At 47.4% G+C, this 22,998-nt stretch carries 17 protein-coding genes, 1 pseudogene and 1 riboswitch; of the genes and pseudogenes, 5 read left to right on the top strand and 13 right to left on the bottom strand.

The window, feature by feature from the left end; genetic code table 11:
- Positions 1 to 103: 103 nt before the first annotated feature.
- A pseudogene (fabF, locus tag C0Q44_RS00865) lies at positions 104 to 1,341 on the bottom strand (beta-ketoacyl-ACP synthase II).
- 138 nt (positions 1,342 to 1,479) lie between these two features.
- On the opposite strand from fabF, the gene C0Q44_RS00870 reads away from it, so the two are divergent.
- Together C0Q44_RS00870 and C0Q44_RS00875 are read left to right on the top strand one after the other, a co-directional pair.
- The gene (locus tag C0Q44_RS00870; protein WP_105407559.1) at positions 1,480 to 2,343 is read left to right on the top strand and encodes a helix-turn-helix transcriptional regulator; all 864 of its coding nucleotides are present in this window, start codon (positions 1,480 to 1,482) and stop codon (positions 2,341 to 2,343) included.
- 150 nt (positions 2,344 to 2,493) lie between these two features.
- Positions 2,494 to 3,168 carry a response regulator transcription factor gene (locus C0Q44_RS00875; RefSeq protein WP_105405640.1) on the top strand — a complete coding sequence of 225 codons (675 nt, stop codon included), beginning with the start codon at positions 2,494 to 2,496 and terminating at the stop codon, positions 3,166 to 3,168.
- Positions 3,169 to 3,189: 21 nt separating this feature from the next.
- Here the strand turns inward: C0Q44_RS00875 and C0Q44_RS00880 are convergent, their stop codons facing one another.
- The 12 genes from C0Q44_RS00880 to C0Q44_RS00935 form a co-directional block, all read right to left on the bottom strand.
- Positions 3,190 to 6,426 carry a hybrid sensor histidine kinase/response regulator gene (locus C0Q44_RS00880; RefSeq protein WP_146113409.1) on the bottom strand — a complete coding sequence of 1,079 codons (3,237 nt, stop codon included), beginning with the start codon at positions 6,424 to 6,426 and terminating at the stop codon, positions 3,190 to 3,192.
- 185 nt (positions 6,427 to 6,611) lie between these two features.
- On the bottom strand, positions 6,612 to 6,914 hold the full coding sequence (locus tag C0Q44_RS00885) for a PAS domain-containing protein (RefSeq protein WP_105405642.1): 303 nt from the start codon (positions 6,912 to 6,914) through the stop codon (positions 6,612 to 6,614).
- A 71-nt stretch (positions 6,915 to 6,985) separates the two neighbouring features.
- Entirely contained in the window at positions 6,986 to 8,983 is a 1,998-nt protein-coding gene (locus C0Q44_RS00890; protein ID WP_105405643.1) for a methyl-accepting chemotaxis protein, read from the bottom strand.
- Between the two features lie 280 nt (positions 8,984 to 9,263).
- Positions 9,264 to 10,100 carry a MetQ/NlpA family ABC transporter substrate-binding protein gene (locus C0Q44_RS00895; protein ID WP_105405644.1) on the bottom strand — a complete coding sequence of 279 codons (837 nt, stop codon included), beginning with the start codon at positions 10,098 to 10,100 and terminating at the stop codon, positions 9,264 to 9,266.
- Between the two features lie 159 nt (positions 10,101 to 10,259).
- Positions 10,260 to 10,931 carry a methionine ABC transporter permease gene (locus tag C0Q44_RS00900; protein WP_105405645.1) on the bottom strand — a complete coding sequence of 224 codons (672 nt, stop codon included), beginning with the start codon at positions 10,929 to 10,931 and terminating at the stop codon, positions 10,260 to 10,262.
- Positions 10,928 to 11,737 (bottom strand): methionine ABC transporter ATP-binding protein, encoded by an 810-nt coding sequence (locus C0Q44_RS00905; RefSeq protein ID WP_105405646.1) that lies wholly within the window; start codon positions 11,735 to 11,737, stop codon positions 10,928 to 10,930. Before C0Q44_RS00905 ends, C0Q44_RS00900 begins: the two co-directional genes overlap by 4 nt.
- Positions 11,738 to 11,868: 131 nt before the next feature.
- Positions 11,869 to 14,172: an outer membrane protein assembly factor BamB family protein gene (locus C0Q44_RS00910; RefSeq protein WP_105405647.1), complete on the bottom strand. Its 2,304-nt coding sequence runs from the start codon at positions 14,170 to 14,172 to the stop codon at positions 11,869 to 11,871.
- A gap of 100 nt (positions 14,173 to 14,272) precedes the next feature.
- Positions 14,273 to 15,067: an energy-coupling factor transporter transmembrane component T family protein gene (locus C0Q44_RS00915; protein ID WP_105405648.1), complete on the bottom strand. Its 795-nt coding sequence runs from the start codon at positions 15,065 to 15,067 to the stop codon at positions 14,273 to 14,275.
- Positions 15,042 to 16,613: an ABC transporter ATP-binding protein gene (locus tag C0Q44_RS00920; protein WP_105405649.1), complete on the bottom strand. Its 1,572-nt coding sequence runs from the start codon at positions 16,611 to 16,613 to the stop codon at positions 15,042 to 15,044. The genes C0Q44_RS00915 and C0Q44_RS00920 overlap by 26 nt, the downstream gene beginning before the upstream one ends.
- Positions 16,614 to 17,207, bottom strand: coding sequence for an ECF transporter S component (locus C0Q44_RS00925; protein WP_105405650.1), 594 nt, complete (start codon positions 17,205 to 17,207; stop codon positions 16,614 to 16,616).
- 508 nt (positions 17,208 to 17,715) lie between these two features.
- Entirely contained in the window at positions 17,716 to 18,384 is a 669-nt protein-coding gene (locus C0Q44_RS00930) for a pectate lyase (protein WP_105405651.1), read from the bottom strand.
- 348 nt (positions 18,385 to 18,732) lie between these two features.
- Positions 18,733 to 19,608 carry a radical SAM/SPASM domain-containing protein gene (locus C0Q44_RS00935; protein WP_105405652.1) on the bottom strand — a complete coding sequence of 292 codons (876 nt, stop codon included), beginning with the start codon at positions 19,606 to 19,608 and terminating at the stop codon, positions 18,733 to 18,735.
- 414 nt (positions 19,609 to 20,022) lie between these two features.
- Positions 20,023 to 20,124, top strand: a riboswitch (TPP riboswitch).
- Positions 20,125 to 20,548: 424 nt separating this feature from the next.
- On the opposite strand from C0Q44_RS00935, the gene thiM reads away from it, so the two are divergent.
- The 3 genes from thiM to thiE are packed head-to-tail and all read left to right on the top strand — an operon-like array spanning position 20,549 to position 22,835.
- Positions 20,549 to 21,361 (top strand): hydroxyethylthiazole kinase, encoded by an 813-nt coding sequence (gene thiM / locus C0Q44_RS00940; RefSeq protein ID WP_105405653.1) that lies wholly within the window; start codon positions 20,549 to 20,551, stop codon positions 21,359 to 21,361.
- The gene (gene thiD, locus C0Q44_RS00945) at positions 21,358 to 22,170 is read left to right on the top strand and encodes a bifunctional hydroxymethylpyrimidine kinase/phosphomethylpyrimidine kinase (protein WP_105405654.1); all 813 of its coding nucleotides are present in this window, start codon (positions 21,358 to 21,360) and stop codon (positions 22,168 to 22,170) included. Before thiM ends, thiD begins: the two co-directional genes overlap by 4 nt.
- The gene (gene thiE / locus C0Q44_RS00950) at positions 22,170 to 22,835 is read left to right on the top strand and encodes a thiamine phosphate synthase (RefSeq protein WP_105405655.1); all 666 of its coding nucleotides are present in this window, start codon (positions 22,170 to 22,172) and stop codon (positions 22,833 to 22,835) included. Before thiD ends, thiE begins: the two co-directional genes overlap by 1 nt.
- The last annotated feature ends 163 nt before the right edge of the window (positions 22,836 to 22,998 follow it).

A 22,998-nucleotide genomic window follows, 5' to 3' on the forward strand; every position in this document is an offset into this window, starting at 1 on the left:
TGAATGTCGGGTACCGTATGTACGGATGATTGATGAGTAACCAAAGAAACAGCGTAGCCCCATCGGGCTGCGCTGTTCTTTTGGTTAAAGTTGTTCTTTCTGCTTACAATGAATACTTTTGAAGAACAATAACCGCATTATGCCCCCGAAGCCGAAGGAATTAGACATCCCAATCCGCAGCTCTGCTTTTCTTGCCTCATTAGGTACGTAATCCAGATCACATTCGGGATCACCCTGTTCTTGATTGATGGTTGGAGGAATGATGCCATGCTGCAAGCTTTGAATGAGTGAGATCGCCTCTGCTCCACCTGCTGCACCGAGCATATGTCCCGTCATGGATTTGTTTGCCGTAATCGGAACATGATAAGCAGCTGGCCCAAAGAGCTGTTTAATTGCTCTCGTCTCGGACAGATCACCGGCTTCCGTACTGGTGGCATGAGCATTAATTACATCTATGTCTTCTGGTCCGATTCGAGCCTCTCGCAGCGCTCCTTTCATAGCCAGGTATGCCCCCCTGCCTTCCGGATGAGTGGCTACCATATGATACGCGTCTGAGCTGGCACCATATCCAATCACTTCGGCGAGGATATTAGCTCCTCTTGCCAGCGCATGAGACAGAGATTCTACTACCAGAATTCCGGCACCCTCTGCCATAACAAAACCATCTCGCCCCGCATCAAATGGACGGCTTGCCGCTTGAAATGCTTCATTTCTTGTCGATAGCGCTGTCGCATTACCGAAGCTTGCCAGGGACACTTCTGTTACAGCTGCCTCTGTTCCTCCAGCAATGATGACATCGGCTCCACCATGACGAATCAACCGGAAAGCCTCCCCGATCGCTGTATTGCCAATGGAACAAGCCGTTACTGGCGACAATGTCGGCCCCCAACAACCAAACCTCATACTAACCATGGCCGCCGCCATATTGGATATCATCATAGGTACCAATGTTGGGCTGACTCGTGCAGGTCCCCGATCCGACAGGACCTTGCCTTGTTCCATCAATGTCTGGATGCCGCCTATGCCTGAACCAATATATACACCTACCCGCTCACGGTCCAGTTCGTCCATCACAAGACCCGATTGCAATACAGCCTGATCCGCAGCAGCAACAGCAAATTGAACAAATCGGTCCATGCGCCTTCCTTCCTTGCGTCCAAATCGCTCTTCACCATCAAAATCGCGAACCACCCCAGCAATTCTGGTTTTGTACGAAGCTGTATCAAAGTGCTCTATGGGCGATACTCCTGATCTACCCTCAATTAATCCGTTCCAGAATGTATGTACATCGTTTCCCAAAGGAGAAATGACGCCCATTCCTGTAATGACTACTCGTTCCATGTCCATCCTCCTTCAGCGCCGTTGTCTTGCTTCTTCTTACGCTCTAGAACTAATAGTGCCATTCCTGATATCCTATTACAAGTTGTCAATTATAATAGTATAATGACTACCATGATAATGAAGATCGAAGGTGATGGATTGAACTACGATATCAGGTTACAGGCCCTGTCCACTTTTTTGAAAACACAGCGTTCCAAAATTTCTCCCGAATCGGTCGGTCTACCTACAGGGAGTCGGCGAAGAACGCCTGGGCTGCGAAGAGAAGAGGTATCCCAACTGGCAGGTGTAAGCACGACATGGTATACCTGGCTTGAACAAGGTCGGGATATTCAGGTATCCCACTCCGTATTGGATAATATAGCTTCAGCTCTTAGGCTCACTGCGGATGAACGTAAGTATCTCTTCTCGCTCGCCATGGAACATCATTCGGAGTTGCCCACGCTTGAAGAAGAACCTGTCCAACTTCATCCCTCCTTACAGAAAATCCTGCAGGAGCTTCGATATTGTCCTACGGTGATCTCGGATCGGCGCTGTTACATCGTTGGCTGGAACGATGCGGCCCGGCATGTTTTTATGGATTTCGAGCAGATCCCTCCCGAAGAACGGAATATGATCAGTCTGTTATTTGATCGCAAAGAATTTCGTAGACTCGCGGTGAACTGGGAAGATTTTGTTAGCGGATTTCTAGCGATTTTCCGTGCCTACTATGGTCAGTATGTCGATGATGAATGGTATAATCTATTTCTGGATGACATGATGAACAGATATCCGGATTTTCATACCCTCTGGAAACAAAGCAATGTCAGCAGTGCCCCGGATGTATTGATCGAATTCAGACATTCCAAAGCAGGCAAAATGTTGTTTGACCTGACCTCGTTGCAGGTTCAAGGCAGTTCTGATTTGCGTTGCAGTGTCTACACCCCGGCACCAGAAACGGCCACCGAACGCAAAGTGATGCGAATGATCGAGCGTGAAGCCGATTCTTATCTTGACAAGCGTTAATCCGGAATCATTTCCCTCTTGCCCGAGTCATGTTGAACCTTGACATCCTCACGTTGCAAGTATGGCTTATCAGGGTATAAATAATCAGGTATAACAAGTAACCCATGGATCTTAGACCTTCTTTACGAAGTGGATTCAGAAAGGAATATCATGACCAAAGTGCTCATCATAGAGGACGATAACATGTTAGGTGATACATTATCTCTGTATCTGCAAGGTGAGGGATATGATGTTATCCGTGTCGCTAATGCAAGAGATGGTATTCTACAGCTTCAAGCGCAGCCTGATATTATGCTTCTTGACTTGATGCTCCCTGATTCGGGAGATAAAAATCCTTGTTCTCTCATGCGCCAGCATACCCGAATTCCCATCATCGTTATCTCTTCGTTAACCGAAGTCTCGGAACGAATTCAATCATTGACAGACGGGGCCGATGACTATGTGTGCAAGCCATTCAGCATGCAAGAGTTGAAGGCACGTATTGAGGCTGTATTGCGTCGTTACGTATTATTGAACAGCTCTGTCGTCCCTGAACAGGAATCCGGAATTTCTCTTGATCTGGCTCGAAGAACAATCATGTTAAATAACCGAAGAGTGGAAACTACGTTTTCGGAATTTGAGATCATGAAGCTGTTCGTGCTCAATCCTGGCAAGGTATATAGTCGTTATGCCCTGATTGAAGCCATTCGTGGTATTGATGCCTATATTAATGATCGTACCATTGATGTGCACATTACCAAGCTCCGCAAAAAGATTGAGGACAATCCAAAAACCCCCCAATATATTCAAACGATCTGGGGGGTAGGATATAAGTTCACACCGTAAAATAAAACAACTTCAACCAGGTCACCATGGCAGGGACCCCGTGATGATGTCAATCTCCTGTTGCACCTTCTCCAATATCGAACTCAGTTCCTCTTCTTCCAATAATGGACGGGACAAGAGTGAATCCAAATGAAGAACCGGACGCAACAGGTCCACTGCGTGCAGATTAGCAGCAACTCCCCGGAGGGAATGAACGCTACGGATCGCATCAGCAATCTGCTGATCCTGAAGCTGAATTTCCAGTTTTCTCTGAAACAAGTTATACTCCATTTTGAATTTTGTAAGCGCATATTGCAGCAGATGCAACTTCCCATCCATCTGCCTGATGGCCTTATCTGCATCTATACCCCTGATCTCTCGCACTCCTTTAAGATCAATCCATGTGGCGAGTATGTCTGTAATCTGCTGTTCCTGAATGGGTTTAGTCAGGACGGCATTCATTCCGGCTGAAAGACATAACTCATGGTCCCTTTTTAAACCATTGGCTGTAAGCGCAATGATGGGTGTTCGATCATATTTTCTCATCTTGCGAATATGCCTTACCGTATCTATTCCGTTCATTTCAGGCATATACAGGTCCATTAGGATCAGTTCCCATGCTTGTTCGCTCAGTTTCTCCAGAACCTCTACACCACTTCCCGCCAGCGTCACATCGTATCCCATTTGTTGGAGCATTGCGCGAATAGCCAGTTGATTGATTTCGTGATCTTCGGCAATCAGAATATGTCCTTTATGGTGAAGTGAATAGGGTTGGTAACCTTCTTCCATTCGATTTTTCTCCAGTGGTCCTTCACCCTGAAGTGCAAGTATAACTTCGAACAACCCCAGACGTGTAATAGGTTTGACCATCATGATATCCGGACGATTGGTATTCTCCTCACTCCACAGGGCATTTTCACTGAATGCATGGGTATAACCGATCACCTGGATTTTCGTTCGATCCAATGGCTCCATCAAACTGTCCCATGATGAACCGTTACATGTATTCACTGCATCCATATCCAACATCATCAACTTCGAACTTGCCCCATCTGCATCGGGATTACACCAATCGGTCTGCATCATCTCGTCCAAGGAGGTATACAGATCCGGCTTCATCCCGAATGAATGGAGCATCTGCTTCAGATTCGCGCCCATTCGTGTATCCCTCTCAATGATCACCACTTCATTCGCAGAATATAGAAGAGGATATGTGGACAGGAAAGAGCTCTCTTCCACATCTGCAAGCTCAAATATCAAATCAAATGAAAACAGGCTATACTCTCCCTCCACACTGTCCACTTGCAAACGTCCTCCCAAAGAGGTTACCAGCAGGTAACAAATGACCAACCCCAGTCCGGAACCACCATGTGATCGATACGTTGAAGGGGCAACCTGAGTAAATGGGACAAAAAGCCGTTCCAATTGCTCTGGTGAAATTCCGATTCCCGTGTCCTCTATTGCAAAATGAACCTGAACTCGCTCCGCTTCCAATGAAATTACCTCTACCTGCAATGTCACATATCCCTGCTCTGTAAATTTAATAGCATTACACAGCAGATTCAATAATACCTGTTCTATTCGGAACGGGTCACCTAATATCGTTAACGGCAGATCGGGGTCCGTTATAAAAATCACTTCTATGCTCTTTTTTCCAAGCGCCACACTAATCTGATCTGCCACTCGTTTGAATACGCCCTCTGGTGAAAAGGAGACATTCTCCAAGATTAACTTGCCTGCCTCGATTTTTGAGAAATCAAGAATATCATTCACAAGGGTAAGCAAGGATTGCGAAGAAGCATTGATTTTACTCAGATAATCCATTTGTTGTGAGGTTAGTTCTGTCCGTTGAAGCAATAATGAAAAGCCGATGATGCCATTCAGCGGGGTACGAATCTCGTGACTCATGAATGCAAGAAACTCACTTTTGGCTTGGCTTGCTTTATCGGCCTTAACCCGTCTGTACTGATCCGACATATCATGAAAGACTGCCTTAATTTTCTCTGTGGAGTTCGTCGCCCTAACAGGGTATAAGTGAATCCGAACGTGACGCTCATAGCCCTCTCCAATGATAAAGGTCAATTCAGCTTCCTGAGCGACATTATGATGTAATGCTTTTTGTAAAAGTAAAGTCCAACTCTCGGGTTTTTCAATAAACAGCACCTCAACCAGTTGACGACCGATCACCTGCTCCTTATCCAGGTCGAGAACATCCAGAAATTTCTGATTAACCGATGCAATACGTTGATGGCCATCAAACCCGACAAACCAGTCTGCGGACACTCGCTCAAGTACCTTATACCGCTCTTCACTTTCCTGAATCCTCCGTTTCACTGCCCTGTGCTCCGTAATATCAAGCCCATACCCGATGACATACTTCACCACGCCCTCTTCTCGCAGAGGGTTAAGCTTCACCAGTGAATAATATCCCCCATGTTCAATTTCATAAAAGAAAGACTCCCCCTGCCATGCCCGGTTAAACTGCATTCGCAGAAACTCGATCTTCTCCTGAGGCAGAATGTTCAAGTTGCCCAATTGGTGATCTTGCTTCAGACTGCTCATATCTAATCCCAGTCGAGAGAGCATCTCTCCTTCAAGTAGAAGATATTCGAATGTTCCATTCAGTTTCCGGATTTTAAAAGTAAACCCAGGCTGCATGCGAAGCATCTCCAGCATTTCCTGATCCCTTTGAATGACTATGTGCCTGTATCGATGATTCTGGTTCAGATAGTACAAGAACTGTACAACCGCCAGAAGGCAAATACATTGACATAGCAGAAGGAGTCCCAGAATAGGGAGAGCAGGCGAATATACCTTTACCACAATCAACAAATTAACAGAGAACTGAAGCAATGCCCCCAATAACCACTTGAATCTAAATCTCTTGGTGTACCTAAATATCAAACATAGGGTACTAACAAACAACAGCTCGTTAATCGCATAATGCCAGTTCTCAAATAAGGGATTTATCCCTATATTGAGCCGGAAAAACCACATGAATGCAAACGTAGCAAAAACGGATATACTCCCACCAAAATAAGCTGCGAGCAGATATACGATAGATCTGAAATTCATTAATGTACCATCGCTAAGTTTAATGGAGAAATAATATAACGCCGTGCCCAGCATACTCAGTGTAATCCCCATAATTATTCGAGTGGTGATGGAAGAAGTACGTGTAGCGCTCGTTTGGTTCAAGTAGTGATGAATCAGGAAAACAAAAATCAAAATCAGCGTATAATTTAATACCAGATCGCGTAGCAAAAGGTCACCGTCCACATTACGACTTCAGGTTTTCATGCATTCGATGAATTTTGCCGTATTCACGGTTGCAGTTCCCCAGTAATACAAATCATAGTATGTCAGGCTCCCTTATTCAATTGACGATATTGACCTTTTTTATTGTAAATAACTAACCCTTTCAGCTAACATACACGTTTCGCCAAGAAACACTATTTACTTCATTAAAGATCATCATTAAAAATACTGATATAAAAAAGAGAATCATCCAAACAGACCGATGTGATCGTAACTTGGGCTTCCCACACTTCCTGATTAGCCTTCATCAGTTTGGCTACACCAGACCAAGTTTGGTTTCCTCTCCAGTGCGCATCCATCAGTAATCGGGCAGGATGACCTATCGTGCTGTCCCGTGAGAATCCTGTTTTGGAAGCATAAACAGAATTCACATCCAGAATCACACCATCTTCATCTGTAATCATAACCGCATCTGTTAGCAGTAAGAAGGCTTTGAGTTCTAGTTGCATGGCTGTCCACTCCCTCTGATGAAACATGATGTGAAGCCATTCTTATGAGATCATCTCTGCTACACTCACGTTTAATGCTTAAACTGTCGAATAAGGCTCTGCAATTGTTCAGCCAAGGATGACAGGCCTCGTGCCGAGGCAGAAATCTGCTCCATTGCTGCCCGTTGCTCTTCTGAGGAAGCAGCCACCTCTTCAGCGGTCGCGGCGTTGCCCGATGCAATGCCTGCAAGCTCACTGGAAACAGCGGATATTTCCTGTACACCTGCCGTGATCTCTTGCGAAGTCGCTGCGATCTCTTCAATCTGGGGTGTTGTTTCCCGCATACTGTCCAGAATGCGCTCGAACTTCCGAATCGCCTCTGTTGAGATCTCCATGCCTTCTCCAACCTCGGTTGTCACCTTCTCCATCATGCGAACGGAAGCAGCCATATCTTCCTGCACCGCTGTAGTCAGCACCGTAATTTCGTTAACGGACTGCCCGGACTGCTCTGCCAATTTGCGAACCTCTCCTGCTACAACGGCGAATCCATTTCCATGCGTACCTGCACGTGCAGCTTCAATGGATGCGTTAAGCGCGAGCAGATTGGTCTGCTTGGCGATATTTCCGATTAACTCCGTGATGGCTGAAATTTGATGTGATCGTTCATATAATGCCTGAATCATCTGATTCGTCTGCACAACTGTTTCTTGAATGGAGTGCATCTGACTCACCGTCTGCTTAATGCTGTTGCCACCTTCTTCAGCTTGTACGGTCGTATGTTTAGCCAAATCAGCGACTTGTATGGAACGTTCAGCGATCCGTGTAATTCCAATAGTGATTTCATTCATCGCTTCATGGTTATGTTCGATACCGCTAGTCTGCTTCTCGGCACCGTTCGCAATTTCCTGAATGGCTCGTGCTACCTGCTCACTGGCTGCACTGGTGGATTCGGCACTCTGAGTCATTTCATCCGAAGAGGTCACGACCTGTCCGGCGCTGTTCGCCACATGCTGAATCAGTACACGCAGATTGTGCTGCATTTTACCAAAAGCATCACTTAGTTCACCAATTTCATCATTACTGGCACTTGCAATCGTCTGGGTCAGGTCCCCTTCACTCACCATGATCGCCTGATCCTTCAACTGACGGATCGGTTTGATGATGGAACGCATCACCAGCCAGATAATCACAATACCGACAACGAGACAGGAAACAATAACAATAAGCATTCGATTCAGAATGGGCGCAGCCGCTTCGTCTACTTCAGAAGAGAACAGGGTACCCGCGACCTTCCATCCTGTGGATGCATTCGTAGCATAATACATGACTTTATCCACTTCATCAAAGGTATAGTTGAAGTTACCCGATTCATTCTCATACACTTGGGTCCAAAAATCTCCTGTTGCTTCTGTTCCAGGTTGTAACGTTGGATGATAGATGTACTTCTCACTGGCATCCAACAGAATCAGATATCCCTGTTCTCCAACTTTAATTCCGCTTACCAAGGTACTGATATTCGTCAGATTCAGATCCAGTTCAATTACGCCCGATTGATCCGCCAGCGCCTTGGCAATGGTAATCGTAACTTCATTGGTCTCGGCTGAAATATAGGGATCTGTGACAATCACCTGCTCGGGATTCCCGATGGCTTTCGTGTACCAAGGTCTGGTTCGAGGATCGTAACCTTCAGGCATTTCTGCATCGGAAGACATCAGATACACCCCTTCTTCTGTCCCCAAGCCTATCGTAATAATATCTGTGTTCAACACAGCATATCTCTTCAATTCGTCCACGATTCGAACCCCGGCATCATCCTCACGTAGATCCCCTGAGAGTGTGCTTGCATAGTGTTCAATATGACTACGCTTGGTATTGATCGAAAGATCGATAATCGCACTGGCAAGATTCACATTTTCCATCGCACTATGTATGATTTGCTTTTCAACTTCACCTTTCGCACTGTTATACGATATCACCCCAATACTTAACGAAGGAATAACCAGGAAAATAATAAAAGACACCACCAGCTTCGCCTTGAAGTTTTTATGGATCTTATTGAACCATGTCGATTTGCTATTTTTTCGGGACAAATTTCTCTACCTCTTCCAGATTAGTTTATCGTCCTACATCTTCCATTTCTCATCTCTTTAAAGACAACTATCATGTCGAAAAAACGCTTAAATATCTCTAGATTTATCATTCTATAGAACTAATTTGATACCAATTATACGGACAAACTATTAAATAAAGTTAATCAGGGATATATCCAAATTGTTAAGTTTCTAAATAGTTGTTAACACGCCTAAAGAATCCCATAATAAAAGATCCGAGCACTATCGCTCAGATCTTCATGAAATATCAAACACTTATTTATTCGAATGCCGGGATCGCAATATCTGCGTATTTCTCTTCGAAGAATGCTTTGACTTCCGGACCCGCCATACGTTTAGCCAACTTCTGGATGGCTTCAGAATCCTTGTTATCTTCACGGGCAACCAGGGTAATGGCAAAATGGGAATCATCCTTCTCGGTTAACAGCGCATCCTTCTTAGGCGTGAGACCAAGCGGACTGGCATATGCCGGCGTCATGGCTACCAGATCGGCATCATCCATCATGCGAGCCAGCATCAGTAGATCCACTTCCGCGAACTTGAATTTCTTCGTATTCTCAGTGATATCTGCCTGTGTAGCATTGAAAGCCACGCCTTCTTTTAACTTAATCAATCCATTCTGCTCCAACATCACTAGAGAGCGACCAATGTTGGAAGGATCATTAGCAATCGCAATCGTTGCACCATCTGGCAATTCGTCAATGGATTTGTACTTTTTGGAGTAGCCTCCATAGATGGCGTTGTAGATTGGCTGTACAGCCACCAGGTTGGCATTGTTCGCTTCGTTATACTGATTCATGTATGGTACGTGCTGGAAGAAGTTCGCATCCACTTCCTTGTGTGCCAGTGCAGTGTTCGGTTGAACATTATCCGAAAGTACCACCACTTCCAGATTAACGCCATCTTCCTTCAATAACGGCTTTACAATATCCAGTACATCAGTCATCGGTGGAATCAATGTCGCTACCTTTAGTGTAACTTCTTCGGCCTGGCTGTTTTCCTTGGTTCCTTCAGCTGCAGGTGTTTCTTCTTTTTGTCCGCAAGCAGCTACGACCAGCATCACTGCGAGCAACATGAATATCATTTTTGCTTTCATCTAATATTTACCCCTTATCATGTAATCTGTTTTCGTTTTTCTTAGTGATTGAGCCTACGGTACATATGTTACCACACGAGTAACTGTACTCACCTTACATTGTACTGAACTGTGCCTTGGTGTCGTGTGCTTTACTCTGCTTGACTGTACCAGCTCATCTCAGGATCTGCGATCCAGCCAGTGGGACAGTCTGCTACCTGTGAATTGAATCATCTGTACCAGGATAATCATAATGATGATCGTAAATACCATAATCTCCGTCTCAAAGCGCTGATAACCGTAGCGAATGGCAAAATCGCCAACCCCCCCGCCGCCTACAATGCCCATCACCGTCGAGTAGGAGATGAAGCTAATGGTAGCTGTGGTGAGTCCCAGTACTAGGCCAGATCGTGCCTCCACGTACAGGAATTTCAGTACCAGCTGCATGGTCGATGCCCCCATGGAAGCAGCAGCTTCGACCACTCCCCTCGGTACATCAAGCAACGCTTGTTCCACCAGTCTGGCGTAGTAGGCTATCGCAATGACCGAGAGTGGAACGGTTGCCGCCAGTGTACCAATGGAAGTACCAACGACAATCCGTGTGAATGGAATCATGAATACAACCAGCAGTAAGAACGGAAACGAACGAACGATGTTGACGACACTGCCGAGTACAAAGGACAACGTCGGATTCGCATACCGTTGTCCTCTCCGAAATAAGTACAGAAGTGTGCCCAGAGGCAGTCCGATCAGGACAGCTGCCGCAATGGAGATGCCCACCATGACAAAAGTCTCCCCGATCGCCTGCCATATCTCATGCTGATACTTCAGCACAGATTCAGGTAACCTCATGACTTGTCCTCCAGTTCTGTCTGACGGAACCAAGACGAACCGGTCAGCCCGTATTCGTCACCCGCAAGCAAGGAGGTCAGCAGATCAGGCTGTGGAACGGGCATACTGCTCACTTCCACTTTAGACAACGTACGAACGAGTCTTCCATCCTTCATAATCGATATCCTGTGACATAATCTTCGGGCCACTTCCATCTCATGCGTAACAACGACAATGGTCACACCCAGCGTTTCATTGATATGACGCAGCACATCAAGGATTCCATTTGTGGTCTGTGGATCAAGCGACGATGTTGGTTCATCACAGAGCAGCACATCCGGACGACTCGCAAGAGCTCTTGCAATAGCCACCCGCTGCTTCTGTCCGCCGCTAAGTTGCGCAGGGTATTGATCCGATTTGTCTTCCAGCCCAACAAATCGCAGTACTTCCAGCCCACGTTCAAGTCGCTGCGTGCGGGATATACTAGCCAGTTCCAGAGGCATACAGACATTGCGACTCACCGTTCGATTACTGACAAGGTTGAAGTGCTGAAATATCATGCCAATCGACCTGCGTGCCTGACGCAGACTGCGCTCATCCATCCCGGTCAGGTGCTGCCCATTTACAATGACCTCACCCCCATCAGGTTTCTCCAATCCGTTGAGCATTCGCAGAAGTGTGGACTTGCCTGCACCGCTCAAGCCTATAACGCCATGGATTTCTCCTTGTCCCACTTCGAGGGACACCGAGCGTAATGCTTCAAATCCCTGATTTGCACGTAAACCGCGTTCGTTATACCGTTTGCTTACACCATATAATGAAATCATGGAGAATCCTCCCGTGAATAATCATGCATGGTTCTTCAAGAACACATGAAGAAAGCCCGCACAGCCGATAACCGGAGCGCGAGCAATCCTGTTCATTCATAATAAATCAACATCCCACATGAAACAAGCTTTTAAGGGAAGATCTCCCCCTGCAGGCGGTTGGCCTCATATACACTAAAACGTCCATTGGACGAACCAACATAGACTTCATTTCCAATCCGATTGATTGTTCCATTCTTCGCATACCGATCCCGGTGCTCCGGGCTTCCCATCACAACGTCATATACACGACCCAGCAATGATCCATCCGTTTTATTCAACACCAGCAGATTCTCATCCATGGGCAACAGCAATTGATCGTCAATCACCAGATAACTTCCCTGGTTCGTGGGATATTTGAGAGATCTAATCGTATCTTTGGCGTTCCAGCGTGTCATTCCCGTTTCATAATCCAATGCAGCCGGATATCCGTTCTTAATCACATATAACTGACCGTCTTCCACCAGTCCTCGTTCAATCTTGCCGTTCAACGTCCACCGATTTTTCCCAATTTTTGCATCGTACAATAGGGTTGTATAATCTTCGTAATCACCATATGTTCCACCACTCTTGTTTTCCCTAATCAGCACCATGCCATCATTCAGCACTTCGAATTGCTGTCCGTATCGGGCAGGGAATTGCGCAAGTTTTTCACCTGTGTTCAGGTCCAGCAGTACCCACTGATCTCTCAGCAGCATCCAACGTTCAGACAGTCCTGAAGCAAACGGATCAGTGCGGTATATTCCATCAAAATAGGGATCAGTCTCAGGATGGTCCATAGTGGGTTTTCCAGTCTTAATACGCCAGATGGTACGACCCGACAACGGGTCTGCTGCGACCAATTGATTCTTCTCCCAATACAGCACATATGCCTCGTCCGCACTCTTGTTAAACAATTGATATCCCTTACTTAGCTTCCGTGTCCATAACATTTTGCCGTTCGCACTGTTAAGCACATGAATTCGGCCATTACTTGAACCTTCGGCTGCTGCACTTTCTACGATCACAACGTTCTTTGCCGATTTTATCGTAGTAATCCTCGCCTCTTGTTTGGGATTGTACTCCCAGAGTGCATGTCCATCATTGAGCCTTAACTGGCGAACGCGGTCTTTGTATTTCTTATCGTCCAGATTATAGCTTGTAAAGATCGTAACCGTATTACGTTCATCATTAAGCTGCGCCTGATCTGCTCCAAATCCAGCATGTACCCTCCATAACTTCCGACCTGTATGGCGGTCAAGAGCATATATCGAGCTATCATAATGCATGCCGCTGAATCCACCGTCATCCCCTTTCATGAGGAGTACATCATCGGTACCCGCTTGCAAAAAGGTATAATTCAGATCGCCTTGATTGGCCCATACCGGTTCCCAAGGCAGCGTAGTTGGTAAGACTTTGCCTGCGATCTTGGTCGTGAATTCGTATTCTCTCAACCGATTGAAGCTCCCGTCCGGCACTACATTATTTCGCTTATCCAGTGGTATATTCCAGCGTGTTCTGACCAGCTTGCCATTCTTGTTGAAGGTCACCAGAAATTGTGCATCTTCCCGCTCATAACGCCAGGTATTTCCAATACTCATCGCATAACCGGTATCATTCAAATTGCTCGAATGTTCTTTCCAATCCGGTGCTCCAAGCCATTGTTCCAACTGTTTGGAGGTTGTAGCTGTGTTCAACCTTATATCTGTCATATGGCGCACAGCCGAAGTCGACTGGGCCGCACCCTGACTGAACCAACCTTCAGCTATTTTCGAACGCTGCTCTATATCCCGTTCCTTCATCCACAGAAGTGCAGGTCGATATGTAGACGATTCTTTATTCCAAATTTGTGGAGCAATAGAGACGCCATACCATCCTTTCCACTCTGCAACAATAATGGCCTGATCCGTCAGAGCTTTGTCGAAGATCCAGGTTTCAGAACTATCTGGAGACAAGTAGAGCTTGCTGCCTGCCTGGAGCGTGAAGTTTTGAAGAGGCGTCTTCTTTATACTTTTGCTCTCCTTCAACACATACCATGTGGGTACCCAGGACTTTCCTTCACCGGGTTCATTCAGTTGAATCCATTCTCCGCGAATAGAAGATACTTTGTATTTTGTTTTACCTGTGGAATAGGATTCTATTCTCATCAGATCAGCGGCCACGCTGCTATCCATTCTATGGTTGAATAGAGGAATGTCGGCCATGAGCGTAACCGTATCTCCTTGTTTATAGGCAAGCTGTAGCGAAGAGGATTGAGAACCTGCCCCCAAGGCTTGTGGAGTTGTAGTCGAGACTTGTCCTCCAAGCGCTACCCTATTGGCGTCCAGCAGAATCCATCCCGTCAAAAGCACAGCCGATAATCCAGTCAGGGTAACCCACTTGTACCCCATTCTCTGCCAGTCAGGACCCGTCTTCACGTTTGTTCATCCCCATCCGTTAGAAGTTATTTCCAATAAAGACGCATCGGACAGGGAAAAGTTACCTTTACTCCAATATATTTCTCCCCATCCCCCAGTATTACCTCACATCCACCATCATTGAATGATAAGGAAAGGAGATTCCAACGAAATAAGCAGCTGTTAAAGCGAGGATATAATAAAAAACAAACCACAGATCTGTCCGGGAATAACCGATCTGAATGTAATACGTCCGGCTCGCGCCTTCCGTGAACCCCTTCGCCTCCATCGCGACTGCCATTCGCTGTGCACGGCGAATGCTCTGCGCAAGCAGCGGAATGGCATAACGCTTCAGCGTACCATACACGTTCCAGCGAGAGCTGCGTTGGTGGGTTCCACGAATACGGATCGCATAACGGAGCGTCTGGAATTCATCCAGCAGGATCGGGATCATACGCATCGCAGCCAGAAAGCTATAGGCATATTTAGCCGGAAGCTTCCACTGCTGCATCAGGGAATAGAACAATCGGACCGGCTTGGTGGTCAGTCCGAAGAGCAAGCCAGCCGCGGCCATGCTCAGCGATCGAAATCCCAGATGCAACCCTCGATAGAAGCTCTCTTCTGTTACATGAATCAGTCCCCACTTGAACCATGTGGTCTCACCCTTACCAAACATCATCATACCTGTAGTGGTGGAGATAAATACCAGAATGAATGGTGATGCATACAGTAACAATCTGTGCCACGGGTGACCTGTCCAGCACAATAACAACAACATGACCACTGCGACATTTGCCATCACATTCAGATTATGAATGAGAATGACGACGACAAACATGAACGTCAGGATAATCACCTTCAATCCCGGATTGACGGCATGAAGCCAGGTTTCACGGTGAGGAAACGACAGCTGCATCCATTAACCTCCCGTCATCCACCTTCCAGATACGGGTGCAATACCGGTTCACAATTTCACGGTCATGGGTAACCATAACGATGGCTGTTCCTTCACGCCGCAATTGCTCCAGCTGAGTTAACATAGCGAACGTATTGCGGGCATCCTGCCCAAATGTAGGCTCATCCAGCAGCAGAATCCGTTGCTCTCTCACCAGTGCGGAAGCAACGCTCAAGCGTCGTTTCTGTCCCATCGATAATTGGTAGGGATGCCGCTCCGACAGGTCGCTTAGTCCGAATTGCTCCAGCATATGATCTGTCCTATCGCGTCGTTCTTCCGCTGTAAGCCTGCCTCCAAGCAAGGAGAATCCCACTTCTTCCACAACGGTGTTGGTCACAAATTGAAATTCCGGATTCTGAAATACAAAAGCAATACGATCTGCGATCTGCTCCGTTTTGCCGGAAGACTGACCTTCCACATCATATTGACCTGTCGTTTTCAGAATATTCATCATGGATAACAACAACGAACTTTTTCCAGCTCCGTTGGCGCCCACAACACCAATCCAATCTCCGTGCCATACCTTGGCCTGTTCCACCTGAATGAACGGTGTTTTCCCACGCCATCCAGTGAAATGTTGCATTTTGAGTGCTGGGTGGTAGGCGGGTGATACAGGCGATAAGGATGAGACGTGAGATATGGGGGATATACCCGGTGTATCGGATAAGCCAGACGATTGCTGTGCTTCCAAACTTGAGATGCCGTGATCCACACACACTTGAGGCTCTCCAGAAGCACTTCCCTCTTCTTCCTTAGCTGCCTGCTCTTGCTCCTCCCATATGCCTGGATACCAGATTCCATAAGCCTTCAGCTTACCCCGTTCATCCGTAAATACCTGCTGTGCTGGCCCATCCGCCACAATCTTTCCTTCAGGTGATAACACAATGATGCGGTCGACCATATCCACAATCTCGTTTATTTTGTGTTCAACGATGATGATTGTTTTGTCACTAGCGATCCGTTTGACGGTATCCCACACCTGGGAAGTCCCCTCATCATCCAGCAGTGCAGTGGGTTCATCCAGAAACAATACCTCCGGGTCCATGGCAAGCATCGAAGCAATGGCAAGACGCTGCTTCATCCCCTGAGACATGGACTGGATCCATATCCGATTCTGTTCAAAGGATAACCCCACTTGTTTCAGATAATATTCAATCAGAGCAGGCATCTCTTCACGCGGAATATTTCGGTTTTCCAGAACAAATGCGATCTCTTCATCCGAATAGGACATACAGAACTGGGTATCCGGATCTTGAAAGACCACTCCTGCTTTGGCGGGAACATGAATATCATCACATTTCATCGGAATCTCAACCGAACGTGGTATCAGACCGCTCAAAATTTGCAATAACGTCGATTTACCGGAGCCACTTGGGCCAAGCAACAGCACTTTCTCTCCTTGACGCACAGAAAGAGACAAGCCTTGAAATACCAAGGCTTTCTCTCCCGGGAACTTGCATCTTAGATTTGTCACACTTACCGTTTGCGAATTCTCTTCCCCGTTCATCTAATCCAGAGCCTCATAATCTTGCTTGGATACCGGTCTGAGTGAACGCGTTACACCGGTCAGTTCCAATGCTTTGGCGAGATAATAAGCGAACACTCCTGCAATCAAGATGCTTCCAATGAAGCGGAATCCGATAAATAACGTATAATTCCAAGCCGAGAGTGAATCAATATACCCGTACTGATAATCCAGCAAAAGCGAAGCCGCTGCGGCTCCTATGGCTGCAAGACAGGTGACAAACAGATTGGTTTTACGATACAGGAATGCAGCGAAGAATATCTCGGCTCCCAGTCCCTGCAACAGGCCATATACAAGTGTGGACATACCCCATTCACTCCCCAGAAAAGCGCTCACCGTTGAAGCTGCAACCTCAGCAAGAATGGCTACACCTGGCTTACGAATGATCACAAAAGCAAACGTACCCGCCATAAACCACATGCCGTAGATCATCTGCTCCGCATGAACACCGAATGGTTTCATCAGGTCATACGTAGGTCCCCATATTTTGTAGATCACCCCGAATACAACGGCGATCACGATGGTTACCAGAATATCCGTTAACTTCAATCTGTTGCTGCGTACTGCTTTTGCCATGTTCTCTACTTCCTTCCTCTGTGCCCTTGGATTATAAAATAAACAAAAAAAGCCTCCCCGGTTCCGGGCAGGCCATACGCACAGTATACAATCCTTACAATGATGTATTGGATGGATGTCAAAAAGACGGAATATCAACCATGCCCTCTCCGTTGAGGCAGAAAACCACCACAGCTGTAAGAAGTCCTGTTGTTCATCCTCTTTGTTTACACATTTCACCCTTGCACATTGTAAATCCATGTTCTCTACGCTGGCATTACCCAGATCAGATCTACGGTCAGCGGCACAAGTCCACTCTCTCAGCCCAACTTCATTGAGCTCCCGGTTCACTTATTTCATTGCTTCTAATGTACAACAGATGGGTATTTGTGGCAATGGTCTCTACAAAACTCAAAAGTTGGCATAGGAAAAGGCATCCCCCTGGATGCCTTTTGGACATACTTCACGATGTGAAATAGCTACCTTATCCGTACACGCCTTCAATCCGTATTCCAAGGTATCCCTGTTCTTAATATTGCGTGTTCCCAGACTGGCTCGTTTTCCCTGAAGCAAACCCCTTGAACAACGTTGGTACTTTGGAATAACGGGTATTCGTAATTTTCCCTTGTGATGTGCTGCTGTCTGTACGCAAAATCGAATCTTTTACATTGGAAATGTTGGAGTTATCCAGCGTCATGTTAACTGCGAAGGAAGTTCCACCATTTTGGCGAACCAGTTTGCCAATATCATCTGCACGGAAATTTTTGATGTTAATTGTTCCAGCCGCATTCATCTGGAACACTTTATCATAGGCCTTGTACGCTGCTCCGCCAGTAATGTTGACCGTTCCGGCAGACTTCAATGTCAGTGCATCCTCGCCCACGTCCTGCCAGACTACATTCGATATATTACAGTTGCCATAACAGTGAACACCATCAGCAGCTGGTGATCCAATGTTTACGTTTTTGAGCGTGGCCCCTGCCTCCAGACGGAAAACTGGCTTCTGATTTTCTGCTTGAGATCCGTCGCCCAGTGTGGAGGGATTAGCTACAAATGTTTTGCCTTGACCATCATAGGTCGTGCCCTTTGGAACAACAATAGTTGAATTTACAACTGTAGGCGCAGCCGCAGCCGGAACTGCACCAAATACGGAAGCAACCAGACCGGCGGACAGTAACAACGTCAACATTTTTTTCATAACTTTATTCCTCCCTTATTCTCTCGTTTTTTGGTAGCATACAAGCCTGGGCTTGTACTGGAAGTTCGTCAGAGGTGCACCTCTGTCCGAACCACAACCTAATCCTACCAAATAAGGAAGGTGAATAGAATAATCATTAGATCAGATATATCATGACATCGCACAATCCCTGTCATATCGGCATTTTTTGCATGCTAAGTCTCTCAAGCAATATGCTGATATCAACCTCTGGTATGCTCATTTGTAACGTATGTACCTCTCACTTAATCCCCGGTAACAAAGAAAGACCACTACATTTGTCTCCAAATGTGTGATCTTGAATGGCTTCTGGCTTGCTGATATAAGATATCAGGCTCCAAATCTCTGACGATAACCGCACTTTCGACACAACTCTTCCACAGCTTCCCGCTTGGAGAAACCATAGACCAGATTGTTCGCTCGCTCACCCTCAATAATCTCCGAGAATGACTTCTCGTGTACGTTACCCAGGTTAATTACACCCTCACCATCGAGACAACATGGAACCACCGTTCCATCCACAAGGACAGCTGCCTGATTACGAAGCGCATGGCAGAAACCTTTGCCGTCATCTTCGGGTGCATCCAGACTTGGCCACTGGAACTCATGGTCCTGATTCAGGTATACATTCGGAGCAATTTTGACCCCGCTGCCTGGAACTACTTTTTCCTCAATACGGAAGTCCAGATTGAACTCCTTTTCCAGTACCTCAAGTGTCTCCCGGTTTCGATTCATCTGAGCGTTCGTGAAGTTATTCTGCGTCAGATTCCACAGTCGGAATGAGATGATGACATTATGTTTCACGGCCTCGTGTACAAACGATAAAATATTCCTCAAGTACCCCTCACGGTCTGTTGAACCTTCATGCCCATCGAAGCTGTGCAGTGAAAAATTCATCTGGCGCAGCGCAGGTCGACCAAGCAATTTATGCTGCGTCTTAGGTAGCAGCGTACCATTGGTTGTAATGTTTACCTTGAGTCCCTTCTCATGTGCGGAATCAAGCAGTAGATCAATTTTGGGATGCAGCAAGGGTTCACCTTTGACATGTAAATAAATATGGTTAGTATGTGGTTTAACTTGATCCAGTATATTGTTGAAGACTTCAGGGTCAATAAATCCTTTGGCACGCTGTGTCTGCGGACAGAAGCTGCACGCCAGATTGCAGATACTTGTGATCTCAATATATACTTTTTTGAACGTTTTCAACTCGGGTCCCCATTCTGCTTAGGAGGGAAAACAATCCCACCTGCATTTGTGATCCGGCCAATATGCGCCATCCCCATTATATCGGGTTCACGAGCTAAGGTAAATCCGGGAACAGGCTGGCAGAATCATATGACTCTCCCCTTTGCTCCCACCAACTGCGTTATCAGATCAAATAGGGCTGGAAATCAAGGAACAACATACGTTCGGCACAATCATGATGAAAGCTGATCATCGAACCTGCGTAATTACAAATGGGCGTATCTCAGTACAATGACCTGACATGGCATGGAATCAAGTCAACTGTTGCCATTAAGAGCTGTAATCAGCAGTGGATTACGACAGCATATTCATGTTTCTACTCTTTACATTTTGCCGGAGTGTGATATATGCTGAGACCATAACTGAATATGTTGAACAATGCACTGGGGGAGCCTGATGGCTGAGACGAATCGTTGATTTGGACCCTTTGAACCTGATCTGGATTATACCAGCGGAGGGAAGTGGAGCGGCCTTTCAATACACATCATTCTTTTCATGATACATACATGTATGATGAAATTTCTTTGGTTATTGAACACAAAGCCCCACTCATTTCTCCGGAAATGGGTGGGGCTTTTTACGTCTGCCTGACAGAGAAGAATCACGGACACTACGATGACAGAATAACCTTCCAATCGCTGTTATCCCCAGATTTTTTGGACTCCCTTCTCGCAAGGGAAAATCCGGTGATAGCGTATGCTTCCGATGCAGCTTTCTTTCAGAAAGCTTTTAGGCGAACGCTTCGTATTTTGAGGTTTTTTCTGTCCTCTCCGTTATCGTGTAAATGATTAGTTCAACTTATATAGCCTTGATTGAAGCAGCTAAAGGTATTATGAAATGGATTCAGATAGCAAAGATACTTACAAATGTATCCTGGTCACAACAATAGGAGGTCGTTGTCATGTCTTATCTGCAATGTGTACGTACTCACAATCCGTTGATCCACAATATCACGAATCTGGTGGTAGCTCCCTTTGTAGCCAACGGTCTGCTGGCCCTTGGTGCATCGCCTTTTATGGCTTATGCGCATGAGGAAGTCGCTGATGTTGCCCGTATGTCTGGAGCGGTTGTGCTGAACATTGGCACACTGGATGATCAGGTCGTTCATGCAATCCGACTGGCTGGACAATCCGCCAATGCACATCATGTCCCCGTTGTACTTGATCCAGTCGGCGCAGGGGCAACATCGTATCGTACAGAAACGGTTCAGATGCTCATTCGCGAGCTTCGCCTAACGGTATTACGCGGCAATGTGGCGGAGATCGCCAATGTAATCAACGAGAATTGGAGTATGAAAGGTGTGGATGCAGGAGCAGGATCTGGCGACCGAGTTGGGATTGCGGAGCGAGCAGCACGGAAGCTCGCTTGTGTTGTGGTTATTACTGGAAGAGAAGATATTGTTACCGATGGACAAACCACATTTATTACGAGCAATGGACATGCCCTGCTCACTCAGGTCACTGGTGCAGGTTGTCTGCTCAGCTCTGTCATTGGCGCTTTTGCAGCGATTGCCGAATCCAGAGCTGATCTGTTGATCAGTGTGGTTGAAGCTCTCACTTTATACGGCGTAGCAGCTGAACGGGCAGCAGAGCTTACGTCTCATCAGGGGCCAGGCAGCTTCCAGATCGAATTCTTGAATCAACTGTCACAAGTAACTCCAGACCTCTTGGCAGAGCGAGCACAGCGTCGCCAGATTCGTGGAGGTGCAGTATGAGCATTGCACAAGCACTCACCATAGCCGGGTCCGATAACGGGGGCGGCGCCGGGATTCAAGCCGATCTGAAAACGTTCCAGGAACTCGGGGTATACGGTATGACGGTAATCACAGCTATAGCTGCGCAGAACACCACAGGCGTGCAGGGAGTATTCCCCATCACTTACGCTGGTGTTGCCCAGCAACTGGACTCGATCGGAGAAGACTTCCATCCACATGCGGTGAAGACCGGTATGCTCTACAGCGCAGATATCATTCGGCTGGTCGCCGAGAAATGGCTACACTATGGTTGGTCTAATCTGGTCATCGACCCCGTTATGGTTGCTAAGGGCGGTGCTCCCCTGCTCCAGCAGGAAGCTGTACATACGCTGGTTACGCAGCTTCTGCCCCATGCCCTGATTACCTCACCCAATGTTCCGGAAGCGGAATTGCTAACCGGGATGTCGATTACCAATATGAATCAACGTGAAGAAGCCGCAAGGCAGATCGTGCAGATGGGCTCGACGTATGCTTTGGTCAAAGGAGGCCATGATGAGGGTAGCGGCATGATTATTGATGTGCTCTACGATGGAGAGCATTTTCATTATCTGGAGAATATTCGTGTGATTACTCGCCACACGCACGGAACGGGATGCACTTACTCTGCTGCCATCACCGCGGAGCTGGCTAAGGGTTCATCTGTTATGGCTGCCGTCACGACCGCGCGAGCTTTCATTCAGGCAGCCATTGAAGATGAGTTGGGGATTGGGGCCGGACATGGGCCTACGAATCATTTTGCGTATCAGCGCAGACAGCGGGGTGAGCGATGATGCGCGATTGGGATGCAGAAGCGGTACGGCGCGCGCTGCGGGTGTATTTGGTGATGGGCAGCGTCAATACAACGCAAGACCCGATGCATGTACTGCGTCAAGCGATTGCTGGCGGCATCACGCTGTTCCAGTTCCGTGAGAAGGGAACTGGTGCCCTGACGGGCGAAGCCCGCATGACGCTTGCAATGCGGCTTCGCGAGGTGTGCAGCCAGCACGGGGTCCCGTTCATCGTGAACGATGATGTGGAGCTGGCTGTAGCGGTGGAGGCCGACGGCGTGCATGTCGGCCAGAACGATGCGGACGCGGCGCTGGTACGCGCCCGCATTGGAGAAGGGCGGATGCTTGGCGTATCCGCACACTCCGTGGATGAGACGCGCCGTGCCGTGCAAACGGGCGCCGATTACCTTGGCGTCGGGCCCATGTACCCGACGCGCTCCAAAGCGGATGCCCACGCTGTGCTGGGCCCCGCAGGGATCTTGGAACTGCGCGCCGCAGGCATCGCAGTTCCGGTGGTGGGTATCGGCGGCATTACGCCCGATACCACGGCCGCCGTGATGGCGGCTGGAGCCGACGGCGTAGCCGTCATCTCCGCCATCGCGGGCGCGGCCGACGTTCGCGCAGCGGCTTCGCAGTTCGCTGCGGCAGTGCATGGGAAGCAGGCATAGCCCCGCTTCCTCCATAACAAGATGCAGTAGCCTCTTCGCACCGCGTGTAGATCCCAGCACACGGTGCCCTGTTTCAAGCCAAAGGTGGTCACCCAGCTCGCATCTTTATTTTACATATTGACTCTCACGTAACGTGACAATGTACAATCGGTGTTGTAAGGAG

It is taken from the genome of Paenibacillus sp. PCH8 (assembly GCF_002968835.1).
Classification (GTDB): domain Bacteria; phylum Bacillota; class Bacilli; order Paenibacillales; family Paenibacillaceae; genus Paenibacillus.

Excerpts from the sequence above, each read along its gene's own strand:
- C0Q44_RS00875 (WP_105405640.1), top strand. The coding sequence starts at position 2,494 with ATGACCAAAGTGCTCATCATAGAGGACGATAACATGTTAGGTGATACA.
- C0Q44_RS00885 (WP_105405642.1), bottom strand. The coding sequence starts at position 6,914 with ATGCAACTAGAACTCAAAGCCTTCTTACTGCTAACAGATGCGGTTATG.
- C0Q44_RS00895 (WP_105405644.1), bottom strand. The coding sequence starts at position 10,100 with ATGAAAGCAAAAATGATATTCATGTTGCTCGCAGTGATGCTGGTCGTA.
- C0Q44_RS00900 (WP_105405645.1), bottom strand. The coding sequence starts at position 10,931 with ATGAGGTTACCTGAATCTGTGCTGAAGTATCAGCATGAGATATGGCAG.
- C0Q44_RS00905 (WP_105405646.1), bottom strand. The coding sequence starts at position 11,737 with ATGATTTCATTATATGGTGTAAGCAAACGGTATAACGAACGCGGTTTA.
- C0Q44_RS00915 (WP_105405648.1), bottom strand. The coding sequence starts at position 15,067 with ATGCAGCTGTCGTTTCCTCACCGTGAAACCTGGCTTCATGCCGTCAAT.
- C0Q44_RS00920 (WP_105405649.1), bottom strand. The coding sequence starts at position 16,613 with ATGAACGGGGAAGAGAATTCGCAAACGGTAAGTGTGACAAATCTAAGA.
- C0Q44_RS00925 (WP_105405650.1), bottom strand. The coding sequence starts at position 17,207 with ATGGCAAAAGCAGTACGCAGCAACAGATTGAAGTTAACGGATATTCTG.
- C0Q44_RS00930 (WP_105405651.1), bottom strand. The coding sequence starts at position 18,384 with ATGAAAAAAATGTTGACGTTGTTACTGTCCGCCGGTCTGGTTGCTTCC.
- thiM (WP_105405653.1), top strand. The coding sequence starts at position 20,549 with ATGTCTTATCTGCAATGTGTACGTACTCACAATCCGTTGATCCACAAT.
- thiD (WP_105405654.1), top strand. The coding sequence starts at position 21,358 with ATGAGCATTGCACAAGCACTCACCATAGCCGGGTCCGATAACGGGGGC.
- thiE (WP_105405655.1), top strand. The coding sequence starts at position 22,170 with ATGCGCGATTGGGATGCAGAAGCGGTACGGCGCGCGCTGCGGGTGTAT.